Consider the following 20,250-nt stretch of genomic DNA (forward strand, 5'->3'; position numbering starts at 1 on the left):
ACAGGTTCTCATTACTTCAGGAACTGATCGCATGCCCGCGCTTACGACTTACAGCACCACCATCATCCCCGACTGGGTCGACTACAACGGCCACCTGCGCGACGCGTTTTACCTGCTGATTTTCAGCTACGCCACCGATGCACTGATGGACCGTCTGGGCATGGACAGCAACAACCGCGAAGCCAGCGGCAACTCGTTGTTCACCCTCGAACTGCACCTCAACTACCTGCACGAAGTGAAGCTCGACGCCGACGTTGAAGTGCACACCCAGATCATTGCTCACGACAGCAAACGCCTGCACCTCTATCACAGCCTGCATCTGGTCGGCGATGACAAGGAACTGGCGGGCAACGAACAAATGCTGCTGCACGTCGACCTCGCCGGGCCGCGATCTGCGCCGTTCAGCGAAGCAACGCTGGGCAAGCTGCAAGCCATCGTTGCCGAACAGTCCGACCTGCCTGCCCCCGACTACATTGGCCGAGTGATCGCTCTACCCGCAAAAAAATAACAAGGAGATCGCCATGAACACCGCCGCTGCGTTTGCCGACTTTCGTACTTATCCGTTGATCAGCGCGCTGAGTGGCGTGCAGGCCTTGGCGGATCGCATTCATGTGACATGGGCGGATACCCGTGTCAGCCCCTTTCATCATCAATGGCTGCGGGACAACTGCCCGTGCCCGCAATGTGTCTACACCGTAACCCGTGAGCAGGTGCTGGAAATCGTCGATGTGGCTGAAAACCTGATACCCGCACAGACGAGTGTCGACGCCGAAGGCTGCCTCTGCGTCCAGTGGCAGGACGGCCACCTCAGCCGCTTTGATCCGGGCTGGCTGCGGGCTCATGCCTATGACGACGACTCCCGCGCCGAACGCCGGGCCGGCAAGCCCAAATCCACGCTTTGGAGAAGCGATTTGCCGCTGCCGGTGTTTGACTATCAGGCGTTGATGAATGACAACGACGCCTTGCTGCAGTGGCTGCTGGCCGTGCGTGATATCGGCCTCACCCAGGTCCGCGGCGTGCCCACCGAGCCCGGTTCGCTGAAGCTGATTGCCCAGCGGATTTCCTTCATCCGCGAGAGCAATTTCGGCGTGCTGTTCAACGTGCAATCCAAGGCCGATGCCGACAGCAATGCCTACACCGCTTTCAACCTGCCGTTGCACAGCGATCTGCCGACCCGAGAGCTGCAACCGGGCCTGCAATTCCTGCATTGCCTGGTCAATGACGCGGACGGCGGCGAGAGTATTTTTGTCGACGGTTTCGCGATTGCCCAAGCGTTGCGCGAGGAAGATCCCGAGTCGTTCAAAGCCTTGTGTGAAATCCCGGTGGAGTTTCGCAACAAGGACCGTCACAGCGACTATCGCTGCCTCGCACCGATCATTGCGCTGGATGCGTTGGGGCAGGTGTCGGAAATCCGCATGGCGAACTTTCTGCGCGGGCCGTTCGATGCGTCGGTGGAGCAGATGCCCAGGTTATATCGTGCGTATCGCCGGTTTATCGCCATGACCCGCGAGGCGCGATTCCGGGTGATGACGCGGCTTAATCCGGGTGAGATGTGGTGCTTTGATAACCGCCGCACGCTCCATGCGCGCAATGCGTTCGATCCCGCCACGGGCGCCCGGCATTTCCAGGGATGCTATGTCGACCGGGATGAGCTGTTGTCGCGGATTCTCGTATTGCAACGCTAGACCGCGTCATCGTTCATCGCGAGCAAGTCGAATCGTCGCACCGCCGCTCCCACATTCGACCGAGTTCCCTCAGAAGGAATGCGATTGAATGTGGGAGCGGCTTGCTCGCGATGGCGTCAGCCCAAACACCACATCCCTGCCTGACTCACAGGCAAAAAAAGCCCCGATCAAGCCGTGACAGGATCGGGGCAGAAGGTACTGTTGAGGAGCCGTTGCGCGAGGGTGACCAAACCTTCGTGAAGCCAGCTGAATCCAGTGTGCCCACTCTCCCCTCTCGCAAGTTAGCCGAAAACGACCTGTTCATAGGTATTGCGGCCATTGCGACAAATCGTCCTTGCCGACGCCAACGGCCCCTACGAGAATCGAACCACGACACCGTTCCCTGAAGAAGGATTGCGTCATGATGCACGCCGATTTGATTGACCAGGAAGACCTGTTGGGCCAGCTGAAATCGTTGGGGTTTCAAGTACCGAACGGCTCCACCGCCGAGCAGGCATGCGAGTGCGCGGTGCGGGGCTTGAACGATGAAAAGGCGATGACGCTGCGGACCATGGTCAAGCAGATGTACACCAGCAGCGCGACCATCCTGCCGGCCGTGCGCCAGGCCATTGATAAGCAATTGTTGCCGGCATTGGCGGAGTACCAGCAAAGCCGTAGCGCCTGATAAAAGATCAAAAGATCGCAGCCTTCGGCAGTTCCTACAACGATCTTTGTAGGCGCTGCCGAAGGCTGCGATCTTTTTCTAAAGGAGCCTCGGCTTAGAGCCTTACGCTGGCGAACGTCGATTCGTTGCGCGCCTGACTCAACGCCGACAACGGCCCGGACAACGGCGACAGCACCAATGCTTGCGGCAGCGGCATCATCGCCACTTGCTGCGTGGTGTTGGAACCCACGCGTTCGTCACGCGGCGGAATGCCGAAGTATTCGCGGTAGCACTTGGAGAAGTGCGGCGTGGACACAAAGCCGCACACCGATGCCACTTCGATGATCGACATCGGCGTTTGCTTGAGCAACTGCCGGGCGCGGATCAGGCGCAGTTTCAGGTAGTAACGCGACGGCGAGCAGTGCAGGTATTTCTGGAACAACCGCTCGAGCTGGCGACGGGACACGGCGACATACACCGCCAGTTCGTCGAGGTCGATCGGCTCTTCGAGGTTGGCTTCCATCAGCGCGACGATTTCCTGCAGCTTCGGCTGGTTGGTGCCGAGCATGTGCTTGAGCGGCACGCGCTGATGATCCTGTTCATTACGGATGCGCTCGTAGACGAACATTTCCGAGATCGCGGCCGACAGTTCACGACCGTGATCGCGGCTGATCAGGTGCAGCATCATGTCCAGCGGCGCCGTGCCGCCTGAACTGGTGAAACGGTTACGGTCGAGGGTGAACAACCGTGTGCTCATCGCCACACGCGGAAATGCTTCCTGCATAGCGGCCAGGCATTCCCAGTGCACGCTGCAATCGAAACCGTCCAGCAGGCCGGCGCAGGCCAAGGCCCAGCTGCCGGTGCAGACGGCACCGAGGCGCTTGGATTGACGCGCCTGGCTTTGCAGCCATGAGACGTGTTCGCGAGTAACAGTGCGCTGTATGCCGATACCGCCGCAGACAATGATGGTGTCCATGGACGGTGCTTTGTGCATGGAGGCGTCGGGGGTGATCTGCAGACCGTCACTGGCCCAGACCTGACCGCCGTCGACGGTGAGCGTGGTCCAGCGATACAGCTCGCGGCCGGACAATTGGTTGGCCATACGCAGGGGTTCTACGGCGGAGGCCAGAGAAATCAGCGTGAAATTGTCCAGCAGCAGAAAGCCGATGGATTGAGGCGCACGGTTCTGGGGTTGAGCCCCTGAGTTGAACGTCGTCATCGCGGTATCTCCTCACACAAAGCGGGTGATGGCCTCAGGCGGAGGCTCTTGTTATTGCCATCGTTCTCGCATGGGAGACGGGCTTTGTAATGACAGAGCAATTGCCATGCCTAAAATTGAATGCGCGTTCAATAACTCCTGAAAACGACGTCGCAGCGTGTCTATATAAGCCGCGTCGCGAGTAGGGATTATCAGTGGCATGAAGGGCTGCAAGCGCTCTGCTCCGTTGCGTGTGAGCAAATCGGTAGCACTTGTGGGAACAGGCTTGCGACGCCTCAGGACAGAGTGTCACCGCAAGCACAGGGGACGGACGGTCAGGGCCGATTTGGATCCCAGAGTTGATACAAGTGGCTTATCTGTAAGCGACGCGCCAAAACGTGGCGCGTTCCAATTTCTGTGTTCACTTAGCGCGCAGTTTTGACTGCTCTGGTGGTTCTTTTGTAGGAGCCGGCTTGCTGGCGATCGGACCGACGCGGTTTTCAGAGTGACCGCGTTATCGTTCATCGCCAGCAAGCCGGCTCCTACAGAGATGGGTCAGCTCAACACTCCACCGCACTCACCGCCAACCCACCCCGCGAAGTCTCTTTATATTTGTCATGCATATCCGCCCCGGTATCACGCATAGTCCGGATCACCCGATCCAGCGAGATAAAGTGCTGCCCATCACCGCGCAATGCCATCTGCGCCGCGTTGATCGCCTTCACCGCGGCAATCGCGTTGCGCTCGATGCACGGCACTTGAACCAGTCCGCCGACCGGATCGCAGGTCAGGCCGAGGTTGTGCTCCAGGCCGATTTCCGCCGCGTTACATAATTGCTCCGGCGTGGCGCCGAGGATCTCCGCCAACCCCGCCGCCGCCATGGCGCAAGCCGAGCCGACTTCGCCCTGGCAACCGACTTCCGCACCGGAAATGGAGGCGTTCTTCTTGCACAGAATCCCCACCGCTGCGGCACTGAGGAAATAGTCGACCACGTTGGCGTCGGTCACCGCCTCGCTGAATTTCATGAAGTAGTGCAACACCGCCGGAATGATCCCCGCCGCGCCGTTAGTCGGCGCCGTGACCATGCGCCCGCCGGCGGCGTTTTCTTCGTTGACCGCCAGGGCGAACAGGTTGACCCATTCCATCGCGCTCAGCGTCGAGCCGATCACGTTGGGCTTGTTCAACTCCTGCAGGCTACGGTGCAATTTGGCCGCGCGACGGCGCACGTTCAGGCCACCGGGCAGGATGCCTTCGTGCTTGAGGCCTTGCTCGACGCAATCCTGCATCGCCCGCCAGAGTTTCATCAGCCCGGCGCGGATTTCTTCTTCGCTGCGCCAGACCTTCTCGTTGGCCATCATCAGTTCGGCGACGCGCAGGTTGTGCTGCTTGCAGAGGCTGAGCAGTTCGACGGCGCTGGAGAAATCGTACGGCAACACCGTGCGATCCAGATCCACCACACCGCTGGAAGCTTGTGCTTCATCGACGACAAATCCACCGCCGATGGAATAGTAGGTGTCGCGATGCAGCTCGCCGTCATCGCCTTCGGCGATCAGGGTCATGGCGTTGGGGTGGAACGGCAGGTTTTCGTCGATCAGGCGCATGTCCCGGGCCCAGATGAACGGCACCGATAAACGCCCATCAAGCAGCAGCGTGTGGGTTTCGCGCAGGGTTTCAATGCGGATGCCGATTTGCGACGGATCGATCGCGTCCGGCCACTCCCCCATCAGTCCCATGATCACCGCGTTGTCGCTGCCGTGACCGATGCCGGTGGCCGACAATGAACCGTAGAGCTGAACTTCAACACGCCGCACTTGTTCCAAAAGACCCTGCTCACGCAAACCTTGCACGAACAGCGCCGCGGCGCGCATCGGCCCCACGGTGTGCGAACTGGAAGGGCCGATGCCGATTTTGAACAGGTCGAAAACGCTGATAGCCATTACTGCCGAACTCCTGGATGTGCCAACTCCAGGCGCAGAAGCGCCCGGTGACGGAGCTGCTACGCTCAAGCTGCAATCCGCCGAGATGGCCGCATCATCAGGCTTTTGCGGTGTCGTTCGACGTCTCACACCGACGTACTCATGCTCACCAACGCCGTGTGCGTTTTACGCCATGTTTTCGCCATTTTTTTGCGATGCAGAGGGGGAAAACGGGCTGAAAAAATCTGTAAACGACGTCACCGACACTGGATGCGACCATCCCTGTACTGGTTACGACGCACCCTGTAGGCGTCAGATTTTCACTGGTACATGATCATATCGACTCGATTGCAAGGCGCCGTGGTAGAGCTGTCTCCAAAACGCCATCCAACCGCAACCTATAAGTGCGGTGGTCCAGTCGGAACACTGCCAAAAAAAACACCAAGGAGTCCATCCATGAAAGGTTCCCCGTCGTTGTTGTTGGCCGCCATGCTGAGTCTGCCGTTACTGGCTCAAGCCGCAGAACCCGCTCAGTGCAGCACCGTAAACTTCTCCGATGTCGGCTGGACCGACATTACCGCGACAACCGCCACCACTAGCGTCGTGCTCGATGCCCTGGGCTACAAGACCAAAACCACCATGATTTCCGTGCCGGTGACCTACAAGTCCCTGGCTGACGGCAAGAACATGGACGTCTTCCTGGGTAACTGGATGCCGACCATGGAAAACGACATCAAGGCCTACCGCGATGCCGGCACCGTGGATGTCGTGCGCACCAACCTCACCGGTGCCAAGTACACCCTCGCTGTGCCGCAGGCGCTGTATGACAAAGGGCTGCATGACTTCGCCGACATCGCCAAGTTCAAGAAAGAACTCGACGGCAAGATCTACGGCATCGAACCGGGTAACGACGGCAACCGTCTGATCCAGAGTATGATCGACAAGAACGCCTTCGGCTTGAAGGACGCCGGTTTCAAGATGGTCGAATCCAGCGAAGCCGGCATGCTGTCGCAAGTCGACCGCGCCCAGAAACGCGACACCGCCGTCGTATTCCTCGGCTGGGCGCCGCATCCAATGAACAAGCGTTTCAAGATTCAATACCTGACCGGTGGTGACGACTTCTTCGGCCCGGACTTCGGCGCCGCCACCGTGGCAACCAATACCCGCAAGGGGTACGTCCAGGAATGCAGCAACGTTGGTCAGCTGCTGAAAAACCTGGAATTCACCGTCGACATGGAAAGCTCACTGATGGGCAACATCCTGGACGACAAAATGAAGCCTGAAGCGGCCGCCAAGGCCTGGCTGAAAAAGAATCCACAGGTCCTCGATACCTGGCTCGCTGGCGTGACCACCATTGACGGTAAACCAGGCCTGGAGGCCGTGAAAGCCAAGCTCGCGCAGTAATCGCTTACGCCGGGCGGGTTCGCTCGCCCGGGCTGTTTATTTCCTTGCATGCGGACGTTCACTACCATGCTGATTGATCAGAAAATACCTCTAGGCCAGTACATCGCGGGCTTCGTTGAATGGTTGACGCAACACGGCGCCAACACCTTCGACGCAATCGCCGTGTCACTGGAAACGATGATCCACGGCGTGACTTTTGCGCTGACCTGGTTCAACCCGCTGGCATTGATCGGCCTCATCGCGCTACTGGCACACTTCATTCAACGAAAGTGGGGGCTGACCGTTTTCGTCATTGCCTCCTTTCTGCTGATCCTCAATCTGGGGTACTGGCAGGAAACCATGGAAACCCTCGCCCAGGTGCTGTTCGCCACCCTGGTCTGCGTGGTCATCGGTGTGCCGCTGGGCATTGTTGCCGCGCACAAACCGATGTTCTACACCGTGATGCGTCCGGTACTCGATCTGATGCAGACCGTACCGACCTTCGTTTACCTCATTCCTACCCTGACCCTCTTCGGTCTGGGTGTGGTCCCGGGCCTGATCTCCACGGTGGTGTTCGCGATTGCCGCGCCTATCCGCCTGACTTACCTGGGCATTCGCGATGTACCCGCAGAATTGATGGACGCCGGCAAAGCCTTCGGCTGCTCGCGTCGCCAACTGCTCACAAGGATCGAACTGCCCCACGCCATGCCGAGCATCGCGGCCGGCATCACCCAGTGCATCATGCTGTCGCTGTCGATGGTGGTGATCGCCGCACTGGTGGGCGCCGACGGACTGGGCAAACCGGTGGTCAACGCACTGAACACTGCTGATATCGCCCTGGGCTTCGAAGCGGGCCTGGCGATCGTACTGCTGGCGATCATGCTCGACCGTATCTGCAAACAACCCGACGCTAAAGTAGGGGGTGACGCATGAGCATTATTCGCTTCGAAGACGTCGATGTGATTTTCACTAAAGATCCGCGCGAGGCCTTGAAACTTCTTGATCAAGGCTTGACCCGCAGCGAGATCCTGAAAAAGACCGGGCAGATCGTTGGCGTTGAAAAGGCCAGCCTGGACATCGAAAAAGGTGAAATCTGCGTGCTGATGGGCCTGTCCGGCTCCGGCAAATCCAGCCTGCTGCGTTGCATCAACGGCCTCAACACCGTCAGCCGTGGCAAGCTGTTCGTCGAGCACGAAGGCAAGCAAATCAACATTGCCGCCTGCAGTGCCGCCGAACTGAAAATGATGCGCACCAAGCGCATCGCGATGGTGTTCCAGAAGTTCGCCCTGATGCCTTGGCTGACGGTGCGCGAGAACATCAGCTTCGGTCTGGAAATGCAGGGCCGCCCCGAGAAAGAACGCCGCAAGCTGGTGGACGAAAAGCTTGAGCTGGTGGGCCTGACCCAGTGGCGCAACAAGAAGCCCGACGAACTCTCCGGCGGCATGCAGCAGCGTGTCGGCCTGGCCCGCGCGCTGGCGATGGATGCCGATATTCTGCTGATGGACGAACCGTTCTCGGCACTCGACCCGTTGATTCGCCAAGGCCTGCAAGACGAACTGCTGGAACTGCAACGCAAGCTCAGCAAAACCATCGTGTTCGTGAGCCACGACCTCGATGAAGCCCTGAAGCTCGGCAGCCGCATCGCGATCATGAAAGACGGTCGGATCATTCAGTACAGCAAGCCGGAAGAAATCGTGTTGAACCCGGCGGACGACTACGTGCGGACCTTCGTTGCGCACACCAACCCGCTGAACGTGTTGTGCGGTCGCAGCCTGATGCGCACCCTCGACAACTGCAAACGCATCAACGGTTCGGTCTGCCTCGATCCGGGCGGCGATTCGTGGCTGGACCTGGCCGAAGGCAACACCATCAAGGGCGCACGCCAGAATGGTTCGGCCCTGGACCTGCAGAACTGGGTGCCAGGTCAGGCCGTGGAAGGCCTGGGTCGTCGACCTACCCTGGTGGATTCGAACATCGGCATGCGCGATGCGCTGCAGATTCGTTATCAGACCGGCAACAAGCTGGTACTGCATGACAACAACAAGGTGGTCGGGATTCTCGGCGACAGCGAACTGTATCACGCGCTGCTCGGCAAGAACCTGGGCTAAGGCAGCAGACACAAAAACGCCGCGAGAATATCGCGGCGTTTTTGTTTATGGGATATCGGGTCAATCAGCTTTGCGGCTGATGGCCCCTTCGCGAGCAAGCCCGCTCCCACATCAGGTCTGCAGTGAACACAGAATGGGTGACCACTAGAGATCAAGTGTGGGAGCGGGCTTGCCCGCGAAGAATGCGACGCAGTGCTTCAGACCGAAACACCGCGCCCTTGATTACTCAGCTATAGACCCGGCCAAGCAGCTGCCGATGGCTTTCAAACTGATCGAGCACGTCACGGGTGATCTGATCCTGAGTGAAGCCCATCAAGTCGTAGTCCTGGCTGCCGTTGTGCAGGTACACCTCGGCGCGGTAGTAACGTGCGCGCGGCTCATCGGCACTTTCAGCCGACACCGTGTCGCTCGCCGCCGCCAGGTAGCCATCCAGGCTCACTTCGTAGACAAAAGGGTTGCCCTCTTCCATCTCGATCCGCAGGCCCATGCAACGCTTGGCCTTGCCCAGCAACGTTTGCACGTCCAGACCTTTGCCACGCAATTGCACCACGGCCTCTTCCAGCGCCGGGCTGACTTGCTTGTCCATGAAGCGCTGAACGATCGACTGGTTCGGCTGCAAATCCAGTTGAGTCAGACGCTCGCTGAAGCCACGACGACCGCGTGCAGCCAGTTCCGCTTGCTCCTGTTCGATCTGCACGTCCTGGCGCATGGCCTTGTGCAAGCCGAACATGAAGAACACCAGCACCACCGAGAACGGCAGGCCGGCCAGCACCACCATGGTTTGCATGGCTTCGAAGTTACCGGCGAACAGCAGGCCGATGGTCACCAGGGTGATCACGACAGACCAGAAGATCCGCAGCCAGTGCGGCGCATCTTCGTCAACATTGCCGCCCTTGCAGGAAAGGTTGGCCATCATCACCGCGCCGGAATCCGCCGGGGTCAGGAACAGCACGAAACCAACAAAGATCGACACGCCGATCACCACTTTCGACGCCGGGTAATGCTCCAGCAACTGGTAGATTGCCATCGACGGTTGTTCCAGCGCCGTCTTCCCGAGCTCCACCGCCCCATGGTTCATCACCAGGTCCAGGGCCGAGTTACCGAAGATCGACAGCCACGCCAGGGTGAAGCCCAGCGGGATCAGCAGCACGCCAGCCACCAGTTCACGCACCGTGCGACCACGGGAAATACGCGCGATGAACATGCCTACGAATGGCGCCCAGGAAATCCACCAGGCCCAGTAGAACAGGGTCCACAGGCCCAACCAGCGGTCGGACTTCTCACTGTCGCCTTCGTACACATAGAGGTCGAAGGTCTTCAGCACCACGCCGTTCAGGTAGTCGCCGATGTTCTGCACGAAGCCGTTGAGCAGATGCAGGGTCGGGCCGAACAGCAGCACGAAAATCAGCAGGCCGCTGAACAGCACGATGTTCAGGTTGGACAGACGACGAATGCCGTTTTCCACGCCGGACACGGCAGCGATGGTCGCCACGGTGCTCATCACGATGATCACGATCAGCAGGTTGGTATTGCTATGTTCCATGCCGAACAGGTTTTCAAGGCCCGACGAAACTTGCAGCGAACCAATCCCCAGGTTCGTCACCAGCCCCAACAGGGTCACGAACATGCCGAAGCCGTCCACCGCGTGACCGGCCGCGCCTTTGACCCAACGCTCACCGACCAGCGGATACAGCGCCGAACGCAACGCCAGCGGCTGGTTGTGACGGTAGGCAAAGTAAGCAACGGCCAGGCCGACCAGTGCGTAGATCGCCCAGCCATGCAGGCCCCAGTGCAGGAAAGTCAGTTGCACCGCCTGGCGCGCGGCCATGTTGCTGGCCGAAACGCCTTCCGGCGGGTTGAAATAGTGGTCCAGCGGCTCGGAAGCACCGAAGTACAGCAGCGAGATGCCGATACCCGAGGAGAACAGCATCCCCGCCCAGGCGCCATAACTGAAGTCCGGGGTGTCGTCCTTGCTGCCCAGTTTGAGCTTGCCGTAGGACGAAAATGCCAGGCCGACCACAAAAACCAGGTAAGCGGCGATCACCACCATGTAGTACCAGCCGAAGCTGCGGGACAACCAGGCCTGAGCCACTCCGAGCATTCTGCCGGCCTCTTGCGGGGCGATGATCAGAATGGCGGTCAACAGCAGGATCAGCGCGGTAGAGGTGTAGAACACCCAACCGTTGACCGTCACCTTCTCGGGTGGGGTCTTTATTAGAGAGGCAGAACTCATGGCACAGATGCTCCGGCAGTGCGAGAGAAGAACACAAGGCAACGCGATACCCGACCAATCGATTAGTTGGCAGCCGACCGGCGGGTGATATAAAGACACCCCGAAAAAAGCCCGAAGCCTGTAGACGCCGTTGCGTATAGGTTTCGAGCCGTTTTGGATGTCGGTTTATCGCCATTTACACGTAGGAAAAATCTGTAAGCAGCGACGATTTGTCGCAGATCTTATTCTTTGTTGATTGAACGTTCAATCAAAACAAAATAGACTGGCCCTCAATCCGATAGGCGTTTTGCGTCTGCCGGAAGGCCTAAGGAGATGTGCAAGATGCCCAAGGTCGGTATGCAACCCATCCGCCGCCAGCAATTGATCGAAGCCACATTGCAGGCCGTCGATCAGGTCGGGATGGGGGATGCCAGCATTGCGCTGATCGCCCGTTTGGCCGGTGTCTCGAATGGCATCATCAGTCATTACTTTCAGGACAAGAACGGCCTGATCGCTGCCACGGCGCAGTACCTGATGAGTGTCCTGAGCGAGAATGTCACCGCGCGCCGTCAGGCGCTGACAGATGCCAGCCCGCGGGCGCATCTGCAGGTGATCATCGAAGGCAACTTCGACGCCAGCCAGGTCAATGGCCCGGCAATGAAAACCTGGCTGGCCTTCTGGGCCACCAGCATGCACCACCCGTCTTTGCACAGGTTGCAGCGGATCAACGATCACCGTCTGTATTCCAACCTGTGCTGCCAGTTCCGCCGCGTATTGCCGCTCGATGATGCGCGCAGTGCAGCCCGGGGCCTGGCAGCCCTCATTGACGGTTTGTGGTTGCGCGGCGCGCTGTCGGGAGATGCTTTCGACACCGAGCAGGCGCACCGGATCGCTTACGAATACATGGATTTCCAACTGGCCAAGCAGGTGAGTTAGAGCACACATAGAACGCTCAACCCCTGAACGCTACCGATGGCGATGCCAACTGCTCCACGGCACACCCCGGTGGTTAACGCCAACCACTTATGCACTTGCGAGGACTTTATGGCCCGTTTCGAACTGCAAAAACTCTACATCGATGGCGGTTACTCCGACGCCAGCAGCGACGCCACTTTCGAAGCCATCAACCCGGCTAACGGTGAAGTCCTCGCAAACGTACAGCGTGCGACCAAGGAAGACGTCGAGCGCGCTGTGGTCAGCGCCGAAAAGGGCCAGAAAATCTGGGCCGCGATGACCGCCATGGAGCGTTCGCGCATCCTGCGCCGTGCCGTGGACATCCTGCGCGAGCGCAACGATGAACTGGCGGCCCTGGAAACCCTGGACACCGGCAAGTCGTTCTCCGAAACCAAGTATGTCGACATCGTCACCGGCGCTGACGTGCTGGAATACTACGCAGGCCTGGTTCCTGCCATCGAAGGCGAGCAGATTCCACTGCGCACGACTTCGTTCGTCTACACCCGTCGCGAGCCGCTGGGCGTTGTCGCCGGTATCGGCGCGTGGAACTACCCGATCCAGATCGCTCTGTGGAAGTCCGCTCCTGCCCTGGCGGCCGGTAACGCGATGATCTTCAAGCCAAGCGAAGTCACTTCCCTGACCACCCTGAAACTGGCCGAGATCTACACCGAAGCAGGCGTTCCGGCTGGCGTGTTCAACGTCCTGACCGGCAGCGGCCGTGAAGTCGGCACCTGGCTGACCGAGCACCCGCGCATCGAAAAAGTCTCGTTCACCGGCGGCACCGACACCGGCAAGAAGGTAATGGCCAGCGCTTCCAGCTCTTCGCTGAAAGACGTGACCATGGAACTGGGCGGCAAGTCCCCGCTGATCATATTCGACGACGCCGACCTCGATCGCGCCGCCGACACCGCGATGATGGCCAACTTCTACAGCTCCGGCCAGGTCTGCACCAACGGTACCCGCGTGTTCGTACCGACTCACCTGAAAGCGGCGTTCGAAGCCAAGATCGCCGAGCGCGTTGCACGCATTCGCATCGGCGACCCGCAAGACGAAAACACCAACTTCGGTCCGCTGGTCAGCTTTGCCCACATGGAAAGCGTGCTGGGCTACATCGCCAAAGGTAAGGAAGAAGGCGCTCGCGTGCTGTGCGGTGGCAGCCGTCTGACCGAAGGTGACTTCGCCAAAGGCGCATTCGTGGCACCGACCGTGTTCACCGACTGCACCGACGAGATGACCATCGTGCGCGAAGAAATCTTCGGCCCGGTGATGGCGATCCTGACCTACGAAACCGAAGAAGAAGTGATCCGTCGTGCCAACGACACCGACTTCGGCCTGGCCGCCGGTATCGTCACCAAGGACCTGAACCGCGCTCACCGCGTGATTCATCAACTGGAAGCCGGTATCTGCTGGATCAACGCCTGGGGCGAGTCCGACGCGAAGATGCCGGTCGGCGGCTACAAGCAGTCGGGTGTTGGCCGCGAGAACGGCATCAGCTCGCTGAACAACTTCACACGCATCAAATCGGTACAGGTCGAACTGGGCGATTACGCCTCGGTTTTCTAAGGCGACATCTGCTTCGCCTGCGAGGCCGCTATCGCCAGCAAGCCGGCTCCTACGGTTTTATGCGTCGTGCACAAAAGCCACGGCGCCCCCGATCCTGTAGGAGCCGGCTTGCTGGCGATCGAGTGCGCAGCACTCGCCAGACCTGACCATATCTAAAGAGGGTGCATTCAATGTCCCAAGAATTCGATTACATCATCATCGGTGCCGGCTCGGCCGGTAACACCCTGGCGACCCGTCTGACTGAAGACGAAGGCGTCACCGTCCTGCTGCTCGAAGCGGGCGGCCCGGATTACCGCATGGATTTCCGCACGCAAATGCCGGCCGCCCTGGCGTTCCCGCTGCAAGGTCGTCGCTACAACTGGGCCTACGAAACCGATCCAGAGCCACACATGGACGGTCGCCGGATGGAATGCGGTCGCGGCAAGGGCCTGGGCGGTTCTTCGCTGATCAACGGCATGTGCTACATCCGCGGTAACGCGATGGACTACGACAACTGGGCGAAGCTGCCTGGGCTTGAAGACTGGGACTACCTCAACTGCCTGCCCTATTTCAGAAAAGCGGAAACTCGGGACATCGGCCCGAACGACTACCACGGTGGCGACGGTCCGGTCAGCGTGACCACGCCGAAAGCCGGCAATAACCCGCTGTTCAGCGCGATGGTTGAAGCCGGTGTGCAAGCCGGTTACCCGCGCACCGAAGATTTGAACGGTTACCAGCAAGAAGGCTTCGGCCCGATGGACCGTACCGTGACGCCGAACGGCCGTCGCGCCAGCACCGCGCGCGGCTACCTGGACATCGCCAAGAAGCGCTCGACCCTGACCATCGTCACTCACGCCCTGACCGACAAGATTCTGTTCGAAGGCAAGCGTGCCGTTGGCGTGCGTTACCTGATCGGCGCCGCTGAAGAGCGCGTTGAAGTCCGCGCCCGCAAAGAAGTGTTGCTGTGTTCCGGCGCCATCGCTTCGCCGCAGATTCTGCAACGCTCCGGCGTCGGCCCGGCCGAACTGCTGAAAAAACTCGACATCCCGGTGGTCCACGACCTGCCAGGCGTCGGCGAAAACCTGCAGGATCACCTCGAGCTGTACCTGCAATACGCTTGCACCCAACCGGTCTCGCTGTACCCGTCGCTGCTCTGGTACAACCAGCCGGCCATCGGTGCCGAATGGCTGTTCAACGGCACCGGCATTGGCGCCAGCAACCAGTTCGAAGCCGGCGGTTTCATTCGCACCCGTCCGGAATTCGATTGGCCGAACATCCAGTACCACTTCCTGCCTGTTGCCATTAACTACAACGGCAGCAACGGCGTGAAAGAGCACGGCTTCCAGGCGCACATGGGTTCCATGCGTTCGCCAAGCCGCGGTCGCATCCAGGCCAAGTCCAAGGACCCTCGCGAGTACCCGAGCATCCTGTTCAACTACATGGCCACCGAGCAGGACTGGCAGGAATTCCGCGACGGCATCCGCCTGACCCGTGAAATCATGCAACAGCCTGCGCTGGACGCCTTCCGTGGCCGCGAAATCAGCCCGGGCATCGACGTGCAAACCGATGAGCAGCTCGACAAGTTCATCCGCGAACACGCCGAAACCGCGTTCCACCCGTCCTGCTCGTGCAAGATGGGCACCGACGAAATGGCCGTGGTCGATGGCGAAGGTCGTGTGCATGGCATGCAAGCCCTGCGCGTGGTCGATGCCTCGATCATGCCGATCATCACCACCGGCAACCTGAATGCGCCAACGATCATGATCGCCGAGAAAATCGCCGACAAGATCCGTGGTCGCAAGCCATTGCCGCGCAGCACCGCCGATTACTACGTGGCCGGTGATGCACCGGTGCGTGGCAAGCCGTTGCGGGATGTGAGCCTGACTGCTCAGTAAGACAGCTACACTGCGGTGCGCCCATCGCGAGCAAGCCCGCTCCCACATTTGATTTTCAGTGAACACAGATCTTGTGTACGCCCGAGATCAAATGTGGGAGTGGGCTTGCTCGCGAAGGGGCCCGACCAGACAACACATCTCTACCTGCCCCCCCTCCGGCAATCCCTCCCACACCGCCCCACCCTTGAACTCCCCCCCGCCCAGGCCTAATCTAGCGCCACGCAAACGTTTCACCCCCCTCGCAACACCGATACATCGCAACCCCATACCAAGGAGGTTCCCGAATGTTCGATTTCCACCCCCAGCTCAAGCAGCGCTTCGCTGCCTTGCGCACGGGCGCTGAATTCTTTTCGCTGCGTTATGTGCGCGAGTCCGGCCAGTACCTGTCGGTGCGCAAGAACGTCGCCGAACCTCCGAGCCTGAGCCGTGACGAAGGCGCGATGCTGACCGTGCGCGTCAACGGCGTCGAAGCCTACGCCGCGACCAACGACCTGTCGCAATCCGGCCTGCAGGCCGCGCTGGAAAAAGCCGAGCAACAAGCCCGCCGACTCAAGCCCCACGCCCTGCTCGACCTGCGTGATCAAGCCGTCTCCAGCGATCGCGCCGATTACTTCTCGCCGAACTTCGACCAGCCTTTCCCGTCCCTGAGCGATTGCTATCAACTGCTCGGCGCCGAATCCGCGTCCGTGCCCAAGGACGAACGACTGGTGAACTGGCAGGTGAGCATCGGCATCACCAACGTCGAACAGATCTACCTCAGCAGCGCCGGCGCGGAATTGCGCCAGGCCCAACGCTTCATCTACCCGAGCCTGGAAGTCACCGCCTACGACGGCAACGACAGCCAGACCCGCACCCTCGGCCGCGAAAACTTCGGCCAACAGGGCGGTTTTGATGTGATCAGTCGCTGCGGTCTGGTGGGTGCAGGTCCGAAAATCGCCGATCAGGCGCTGCAATTGCTACTGGCACCGAACACCCCGCAAGGCCCACGCGACCTGCTGTTGATGCCCGACCAGATGATGCTGCAGATCCACGAATCCATCGGTCACCCGCTGGAGCTGGACCGCATCCTCGGTGACGAGCGCAATTACGCCGGCACCAGTTTCGTCAAGGCAGAAGACTTCGGCCATCTGCAATACGGTTCGAAACTGCTCAACGTGACTTTCGACCCGGACATTCCCGAGCAACTCGCCAGCTACGGCCATGACGACGACGGCACCGCTGCCAGCAAGCAGTTTCTGATCAAGGAAGGTTTGCTGCTGCGTCCATTGGGCGGTGCGCTGTCGCAATTCCGTGCCGGCATGGACGGTGTTGCCAACAGCCGCGCCTGCGGCTGGAATCGCCCGCCGATCGACCGCATGGCCAACCTCAACATCGAGCCTGGCGACCAGCCGCTTGAGCAACTGATCGGCAACATCGAGCACGGCATTTTGATGAGCACCAACCGCTTGTGGTCGATCGACGATGCGCGCAACAAATTCCAGTTCGGTTGCGAATGGGCGCAGTTGATCGAAAACGGCGAGCTCAAAGGCGTGGTGAAAAACCCGAACTACCGGGCGATTTCCGCGCAGTTCTGGAAAAACCTCAGCGCCGTCGGCGACGCCGGCACCTTCAAGGTCCTTGGTACTCCGAACTGCGGCAAGGGCGAGCCGAATCAGGTGATCCGTGTCGGCCATGCGTCGCCGGCCTGTGTGTTCAGCAATGTGGATGTGTTTGGGGGAGACGCCTGATGAGTACGTCAAACAATCAGGCCGACGGGTTCAAGGCCTTGGTCAACTGGCTGCGCGATGCGATTCGCGAGCCGGAGCAGTTCACCCTCAGCTACGCCGCCGAGTCGTCGGCCTTCGTGCGTTTCAACCATGCCAAGGTGCGTCAGGCCGGACAGGTTCAACAGGCGAGCGTCGGCTTCAAACTGATCAACGAGGGCCGGCATGCCGACCTCGACATCACGCTGTCGGGCGATGCTGAAGTCGATCTCCAGCGTTTGGCCGAAGGGCTGCAACAGTTGCGCGAGACCTTGCCGCTGTTGCCCAAAGATCCGTATCTGCTGCTCAACCACAACGGTTGGCAGAGCAAGAACGTGCAGGCGCATCCGCTGCCGGACACTGAGCAAGTGGTCGCCGAAATCGCCCAGGCTGCCGAAGGGCTGGACCTGGTGGGCTTCTATGCGGCCGGGCCGATCAGTCGTGGTTTCGCCAGTTCCTCGGGCGCGTTTGGCTGGCACCAGGCCAACAGCTTCAACTTTGATTTCAGCCTGTTTCATGACAACGGTCAGGCAGTGAAAGCCAGCTACGCCGGGCACGACTGGAACAGCGAAGGGTTTGCCAAACGCTTTGCCCAGGCACGCGAGCAGTTGGCGTTTCTCGGCAGGCCGCAGCGCACCCTGCCACCGGGTCAGTACCGCGCCTATCTGGCACCGGCAGCCATGGGCGAAATCATGGACATGCTGGGCTGGGGTGGATTTTCAGCGCAGTCGATTGCCAGCAAAAACAGCCCGCTGCAGAAGCTTTACGCAGGCAACAGCTCGTTCAGCCCGCTCGTGTCCGTCGATGAAAAAGTCAGCGGTTCGTTGAGCCCGGCGTTTTCCGGCGAGGGTTACCCACGCAGCGATCTTCAGTTGATCGTCGACGGCAAGGCCGGCGCGCAAATGGTCAGCTCGCGCAGTGCGGCCGAATACGGCCTGACCGCCAACGGCGCCAGCGGCGGTGAAATGCCGAGCGCCTTGAACATGGCGGCCGGGACATTGCCTGATGCGGAGATTCTCAAGCAGCTGGGCACGGGGCTGTACATCAGCAATCTGTGGTACTTGAACTACTCGGACCAACCGGCGGCGCGCCTGACCGGCATGACGCGGTTTGCGACGTTCTGGGTCGAGAACGGTGAGATTCAGGCGCCGGTGAGCACCATGCGCTTTGATGACAGCGCCTACAGCTTGCTGGGTTCGCAGTTGGAGGCGTTGACCGAAGAGCGCGAGTTGTTGCTGTCGGCGAGCACTTACAGCCAGCGGGCCACGGCCTCGGCGTTACTGCCGGGTGCGCTCGTCAGCAGGCTGACCTTGACCCTGTAAACACAAAACCCCCAGTACACAGGGGATCCTGCGGTGAGGGGGCTTGCCCCCCGTTCGGCTGCGAAGCAGTCGTAAATCCGGCTAATGCGGTCTGTCTGTCAGACCGCGTTAGCCAGGCAAGCCCCCTCGCCACAGGGGCCGAGCACTACCTGACTAAGAGGTCCCATGCCCAACCGCCCACCTCTCGACGCCGTCACCGCCCGCTGGTTGCCGTGGGTCGTCGCCATTGCCTTCTTCATGCAGTCCCTCGACGGGACCATCCTCAACACCGCCCTGCCGGCCATGGCCCGGGACCTGGCGGAAGATCCGCTGCGCATGCAGGGCGTGATCATCGCCTACATGCTTACCGTCGCCCTGCTGATCCCCGCCTCCGGCTGGATCGCCGATCGCTTTGGCACCAAGAAAATCTTCTTCGGCGCGATCCTGTTGTTCAGCATCGGCTCGTTGCTCTGCGCCCTCTCCAGCAGCCTGAGCATGCTGATCGGCGCCCGAGTGATTCAGGGTCTGGGCGGTGCGCTGATGTTGCCGGTCGGGCGGCTCGTGGTGCTGCGCGCCTACCCGCGCTCGGAGCTGGTGCGGATCATGGGTTTCATCACCATTCCCGGCCTGCTCGGCCCGTTGATCGGCCCGACCATGGGCGGCTGGATGGTGGAATACCTGACCTGGCACTGGATCTTCCTGATCAACCTGCCGGTCGGCGCTGTCGGTTGCTACGCGGTGTGGAGATTCATCCCCGACCTGCGCGGCACCGAGCGCACGCGCTTCGACAGCCTCGGCTTCTTGCTGTTTGGCGCGGCGATGGTGCTGATCACCGTCGCCATGGAGGGTCTCGGCGAACTGCACCTGCCGCACTTGCGCGTGATGTTGCTGCTGTTCGGCGGCATGGCCTGTCTGGCGGCGTACTGGCTGCGAGCCGGGCATATCGAGAATCCGCTGTTCGCGCCGTCGCTGTTCAAGACCCGGACGTTTGCCGTGGGTATCCTCGGCAACCTGTTCGCCCGTCTGGGCAGCGGCGCGCTGCCGTTCCTCGTCCCGTTGCTGCTGCAAGTGGCACTGGGTTACTCGCCGTCCCAGGCCGGGATGAGCATGCTGCCGCTGGCAGCGGCGGCGATGGTTGCCAAGTCGGTGGCGCGGCCGCTGATCGAACGGCTCGGCTATCGCATCGTGCTGACCGGCAACACGTTGGCGCTGGGGTTGATGCTGGCGAGCATGGGCCTGGTCAGCGAGCAGACGCCGTATTGGTTGTTGCTGGGCATGCTGGCGATCCTTGGCGCGATCAACTCCTTGCAGTTCACCGCAATGAACACCGTGACCCTGATCGACCTCGACGACGCCAGCGCCAGCAGCGGCAACAGCCTGCTGTCGGTGGTCGCGCAATTGTCCCTGAGCCTGGGCGTTGCCTGTGCCGGCGCGCTGCTCGGCGGGTTCACGGCAGAAGTCGGCAATGATGGCGTGAACACAGTGCTAGGCGCGTTCCAACTCACGTTTGTGACCGTTGGAATCATGGCGATGCTGGCCGCGACGATCTTCTCGCAGCTCTCGCGGGAAGACGGACGGCGCGTCAGAAGTCCCGAACAGCACATCGAACATTGAGCCGGGCACATCACAGGTTTTGCGTTCGTCCAGAACTTTCGAGGTAAGTGGCCAGAG

The 20,250-nt window shown here is 60.4% G+C and carries 15 protein-coding genes; 12 read left to right on the forward strand and 3 right to left on the reverse strand.

Annotated features, from left to right (window positions below; all coding sequences use genetic code 11):
- The first annotated feature begins 31 nt into the window (after window positions 1-31).
- From FBY04_RS16025 to FBY04_RS16040, 3 genes are all read left to right on the forward strand, one after another.
- Window positions 32-508 carry a thioesterase family protein gene (locus tag FBY04_RS16025; protein ID WP_145315783.1) on the forward strand — a complete coding sequence of 159 codons (477 nt, stop codon included), beginning with the start codon at window positions 32-34 and terminating at the stop codon, window positions 506-508.
- 13 nt (window positions 509-521) lie between these two features.
- The gene (locus FBY04_RS16030) at window positions 522-1,685 is read left to right on the forward strand and encodes a gamma-butyrobetaine dioxygenase (RefSeq protein WP_145315784.1); all 1,164 of its coding nucleotides are present in this window, start codon (window positions 522-524) and stop codon (window positions 1,683-1,685) included.
- Between the two features lie 400 nt (window positions 1,686-2,085).
- Window positions 2,086-2,349 carry a hypothetical protein gene (locus FBY04_RS16040; RefSeq protein WP_084318470.1) on the forward strand — a complete coding sequence of 88 codons (264 nt, stop codon included), beginning with the start codon at window positions 2,086-2,088 and terminating at the stop codon, window positions 2,347-2,349.
- A gap of 94 nt (window positions 2,350-2,443) precedes the next feature.
- On the opposite strand, the gene FBY04_RS16045 is transcribed toward FBY04_RS16040, so the two are convergent.
- Entirely contained in the window at window positions 2,444-3,547 is a 1,104-nt protein-coding gene (locus FBY04_RS16045; RefSeq protein WP_017341204.1) for a GlxA family transcriptional regulator, read from the reverse strand.
- A 539-nt stretch (window positions 3,548-4,086) separates the two neighbouring features.
- Complete coding sequence (locus FBY04_RS16050; protein ID WP_145315785.1) at window positions 4,087-5,463, reverse strand: L-serine ammonia-lyase; 1,377 nt, start codon at window positions 5,461-5,463, stop codon at window positions 4,087-4,089.
- 435 nt (window positions 5,464-5,898) lie between these two features.
- On the opposite strand from FBY04_RS16050, the gene FBY04_RS16055 reads away from it, so the two are divergent.
- From FBY04_RS16055 to choV, 3 genes are all read left to right on the forward strand, one after another.
- Window positions 5,899-6,846 (forward strand): choline ABC transporter substrate-binding protein, encoded by a 948-nt coding sequence (locus FBY04_RS16055; RefSeq protein WP_084318472.1) that lies wholly within the window; start codon window positions 5,899-5,901, stop codon window positions 6,844-6,846.
- A gap of 66 nt (window positions 6,847-6,912) precedes the next feature.
- Entirely contained in the window at window positions 6,913-7,758 is an 846-nt protein-coding gene (gene choW, locus FBY04_RS16060; RefSeq protein WP_084318473.1) for a choline ABC transporter permease subunit, read from the forward strand.
- On the forward strand, window positions 7,755-8,933 hold the full coding sequence (choV, locus tag FBY04_RS16065; protein WP_084318474.1) for a choline ABC transporter ATP-binding protein: 1,179 nt from the start codon (window positions 7,755-7,757) through the stop codon (window positions 8,931-8,933). The genes choW and choV overlap by 4 nt, the downstream gene beginning before the upstream one ends.
- 226 nt (window positions 8,934-9,159) lie before the next feature.
- Here the strand turns inward: choV and FBY04_RS16075 are convergent, their stop codons facing one another.
- Complete coding sequence (locus FBY04_RS16075; RefSeq protein WP_235864486.1) at window positions 9,160-11,109, reverse strand: BCCT family transporter; 1,950 nt, start codon at window positions 11,107-11,109, stop codon at window positions 9,160-9,162.
- Between the two features lie 378 nt (window positions 11,110-11,487).
- On the opposite strand from FBY04_RS16075, the gene betI reads away from it, so the two are divergent.
- From betI to mdtD, 6 genes are all read left to right on the forward strand, one after another.
- A complete protein-coding gene (gene betI, locus FBY04_RS16080; protein ID WP_084318476.1) occupies window positions 11,488-12,081 on the forward strand; it encodes a transcriptional regulator BetI in 594 nt (197 codons plus the stop codon).
- A 108-nt stretch (window positions 12,082-12,189) separates the two neighbouring features.
- On the forward strand, window positions 12,190-13,662 hold the full coding sequence (gene betB / locus FBY04_RS16085; RefSeq protein WP_084318477.1) for a betaine-aldehyde dehydrogenase: 1,473 nt from the start codon (window positions 12,190-12,192) through the stop codon (window positions 13,660-13,662).
- A gap of 170 nt (window positions 13,663-13,832) precedes the next feature.
- The gene (betA, locus tag FBY04_RS16090; RefSeq protein ID WP_145315786.1) at window positions 13,833-15,536 is read left to right on the forward strand and encodes a choline dehydrogenase; all 1,704 of its coding nucleotides are present in this window, start codon (window positions 13,833-13,835) and stop codon (window positions 15,534-15,536) included.
- A gap of 284 nt (window positions 15,537-15,820) precedes the next feature.
- The gene (locus FBY04_RS16095; RefSeq protein ID WP_145315787.1) at window positions 15,821-17,263 is read left to right on the forward strand and encodes a TldD/PmbA family protein; all 1,443 of its coding nucleotides are present in this window, start codon (window positions 15,821-15,823) and stop codon (window positions 17,261-17,263) included.
- On the forward strand, window positions 17,263-18,600 hold the full coding sequence (locus FBY04_RS16100) for a TldD/PmbA family protein (protein ID WP_145315788.1): 1,338 nt from the start codon (window positions 17,263-17,265) through the stop codon (window positions 18,598-18,600). The genes FBY04_RS16095 and FBY04_RS16100 overlap by 1 nt, the downstream gene beginning before the upstream one ends.
- Before the next feature lie 165 nt (window positions 18,601-18,765).
- Window positions 18,766-20,193, forward strand: a complete 1,428-nt coding sequence (gene mdtD / locus FBY04_RS16105; RefSeq protein WP_084318481.1) for a multidrug transporter subunit MdtD — start codon at window positions 18,766-18,768, stop codon at window positions 20,191-20,193.
- Window positions 20,194-20,250 lie beyond the last annotated feature (57 nt).

Source organism: Pseudomonas sp. SJZ080 (assembly GCF_007828295.1).
GTDB lineage: Bacteria > Pseudomonadota > Gammaproteobacteria > Pseudomonadales > Pseudomonadaceae > Aquipseudomonas > Aquipseudomonas migulae_A.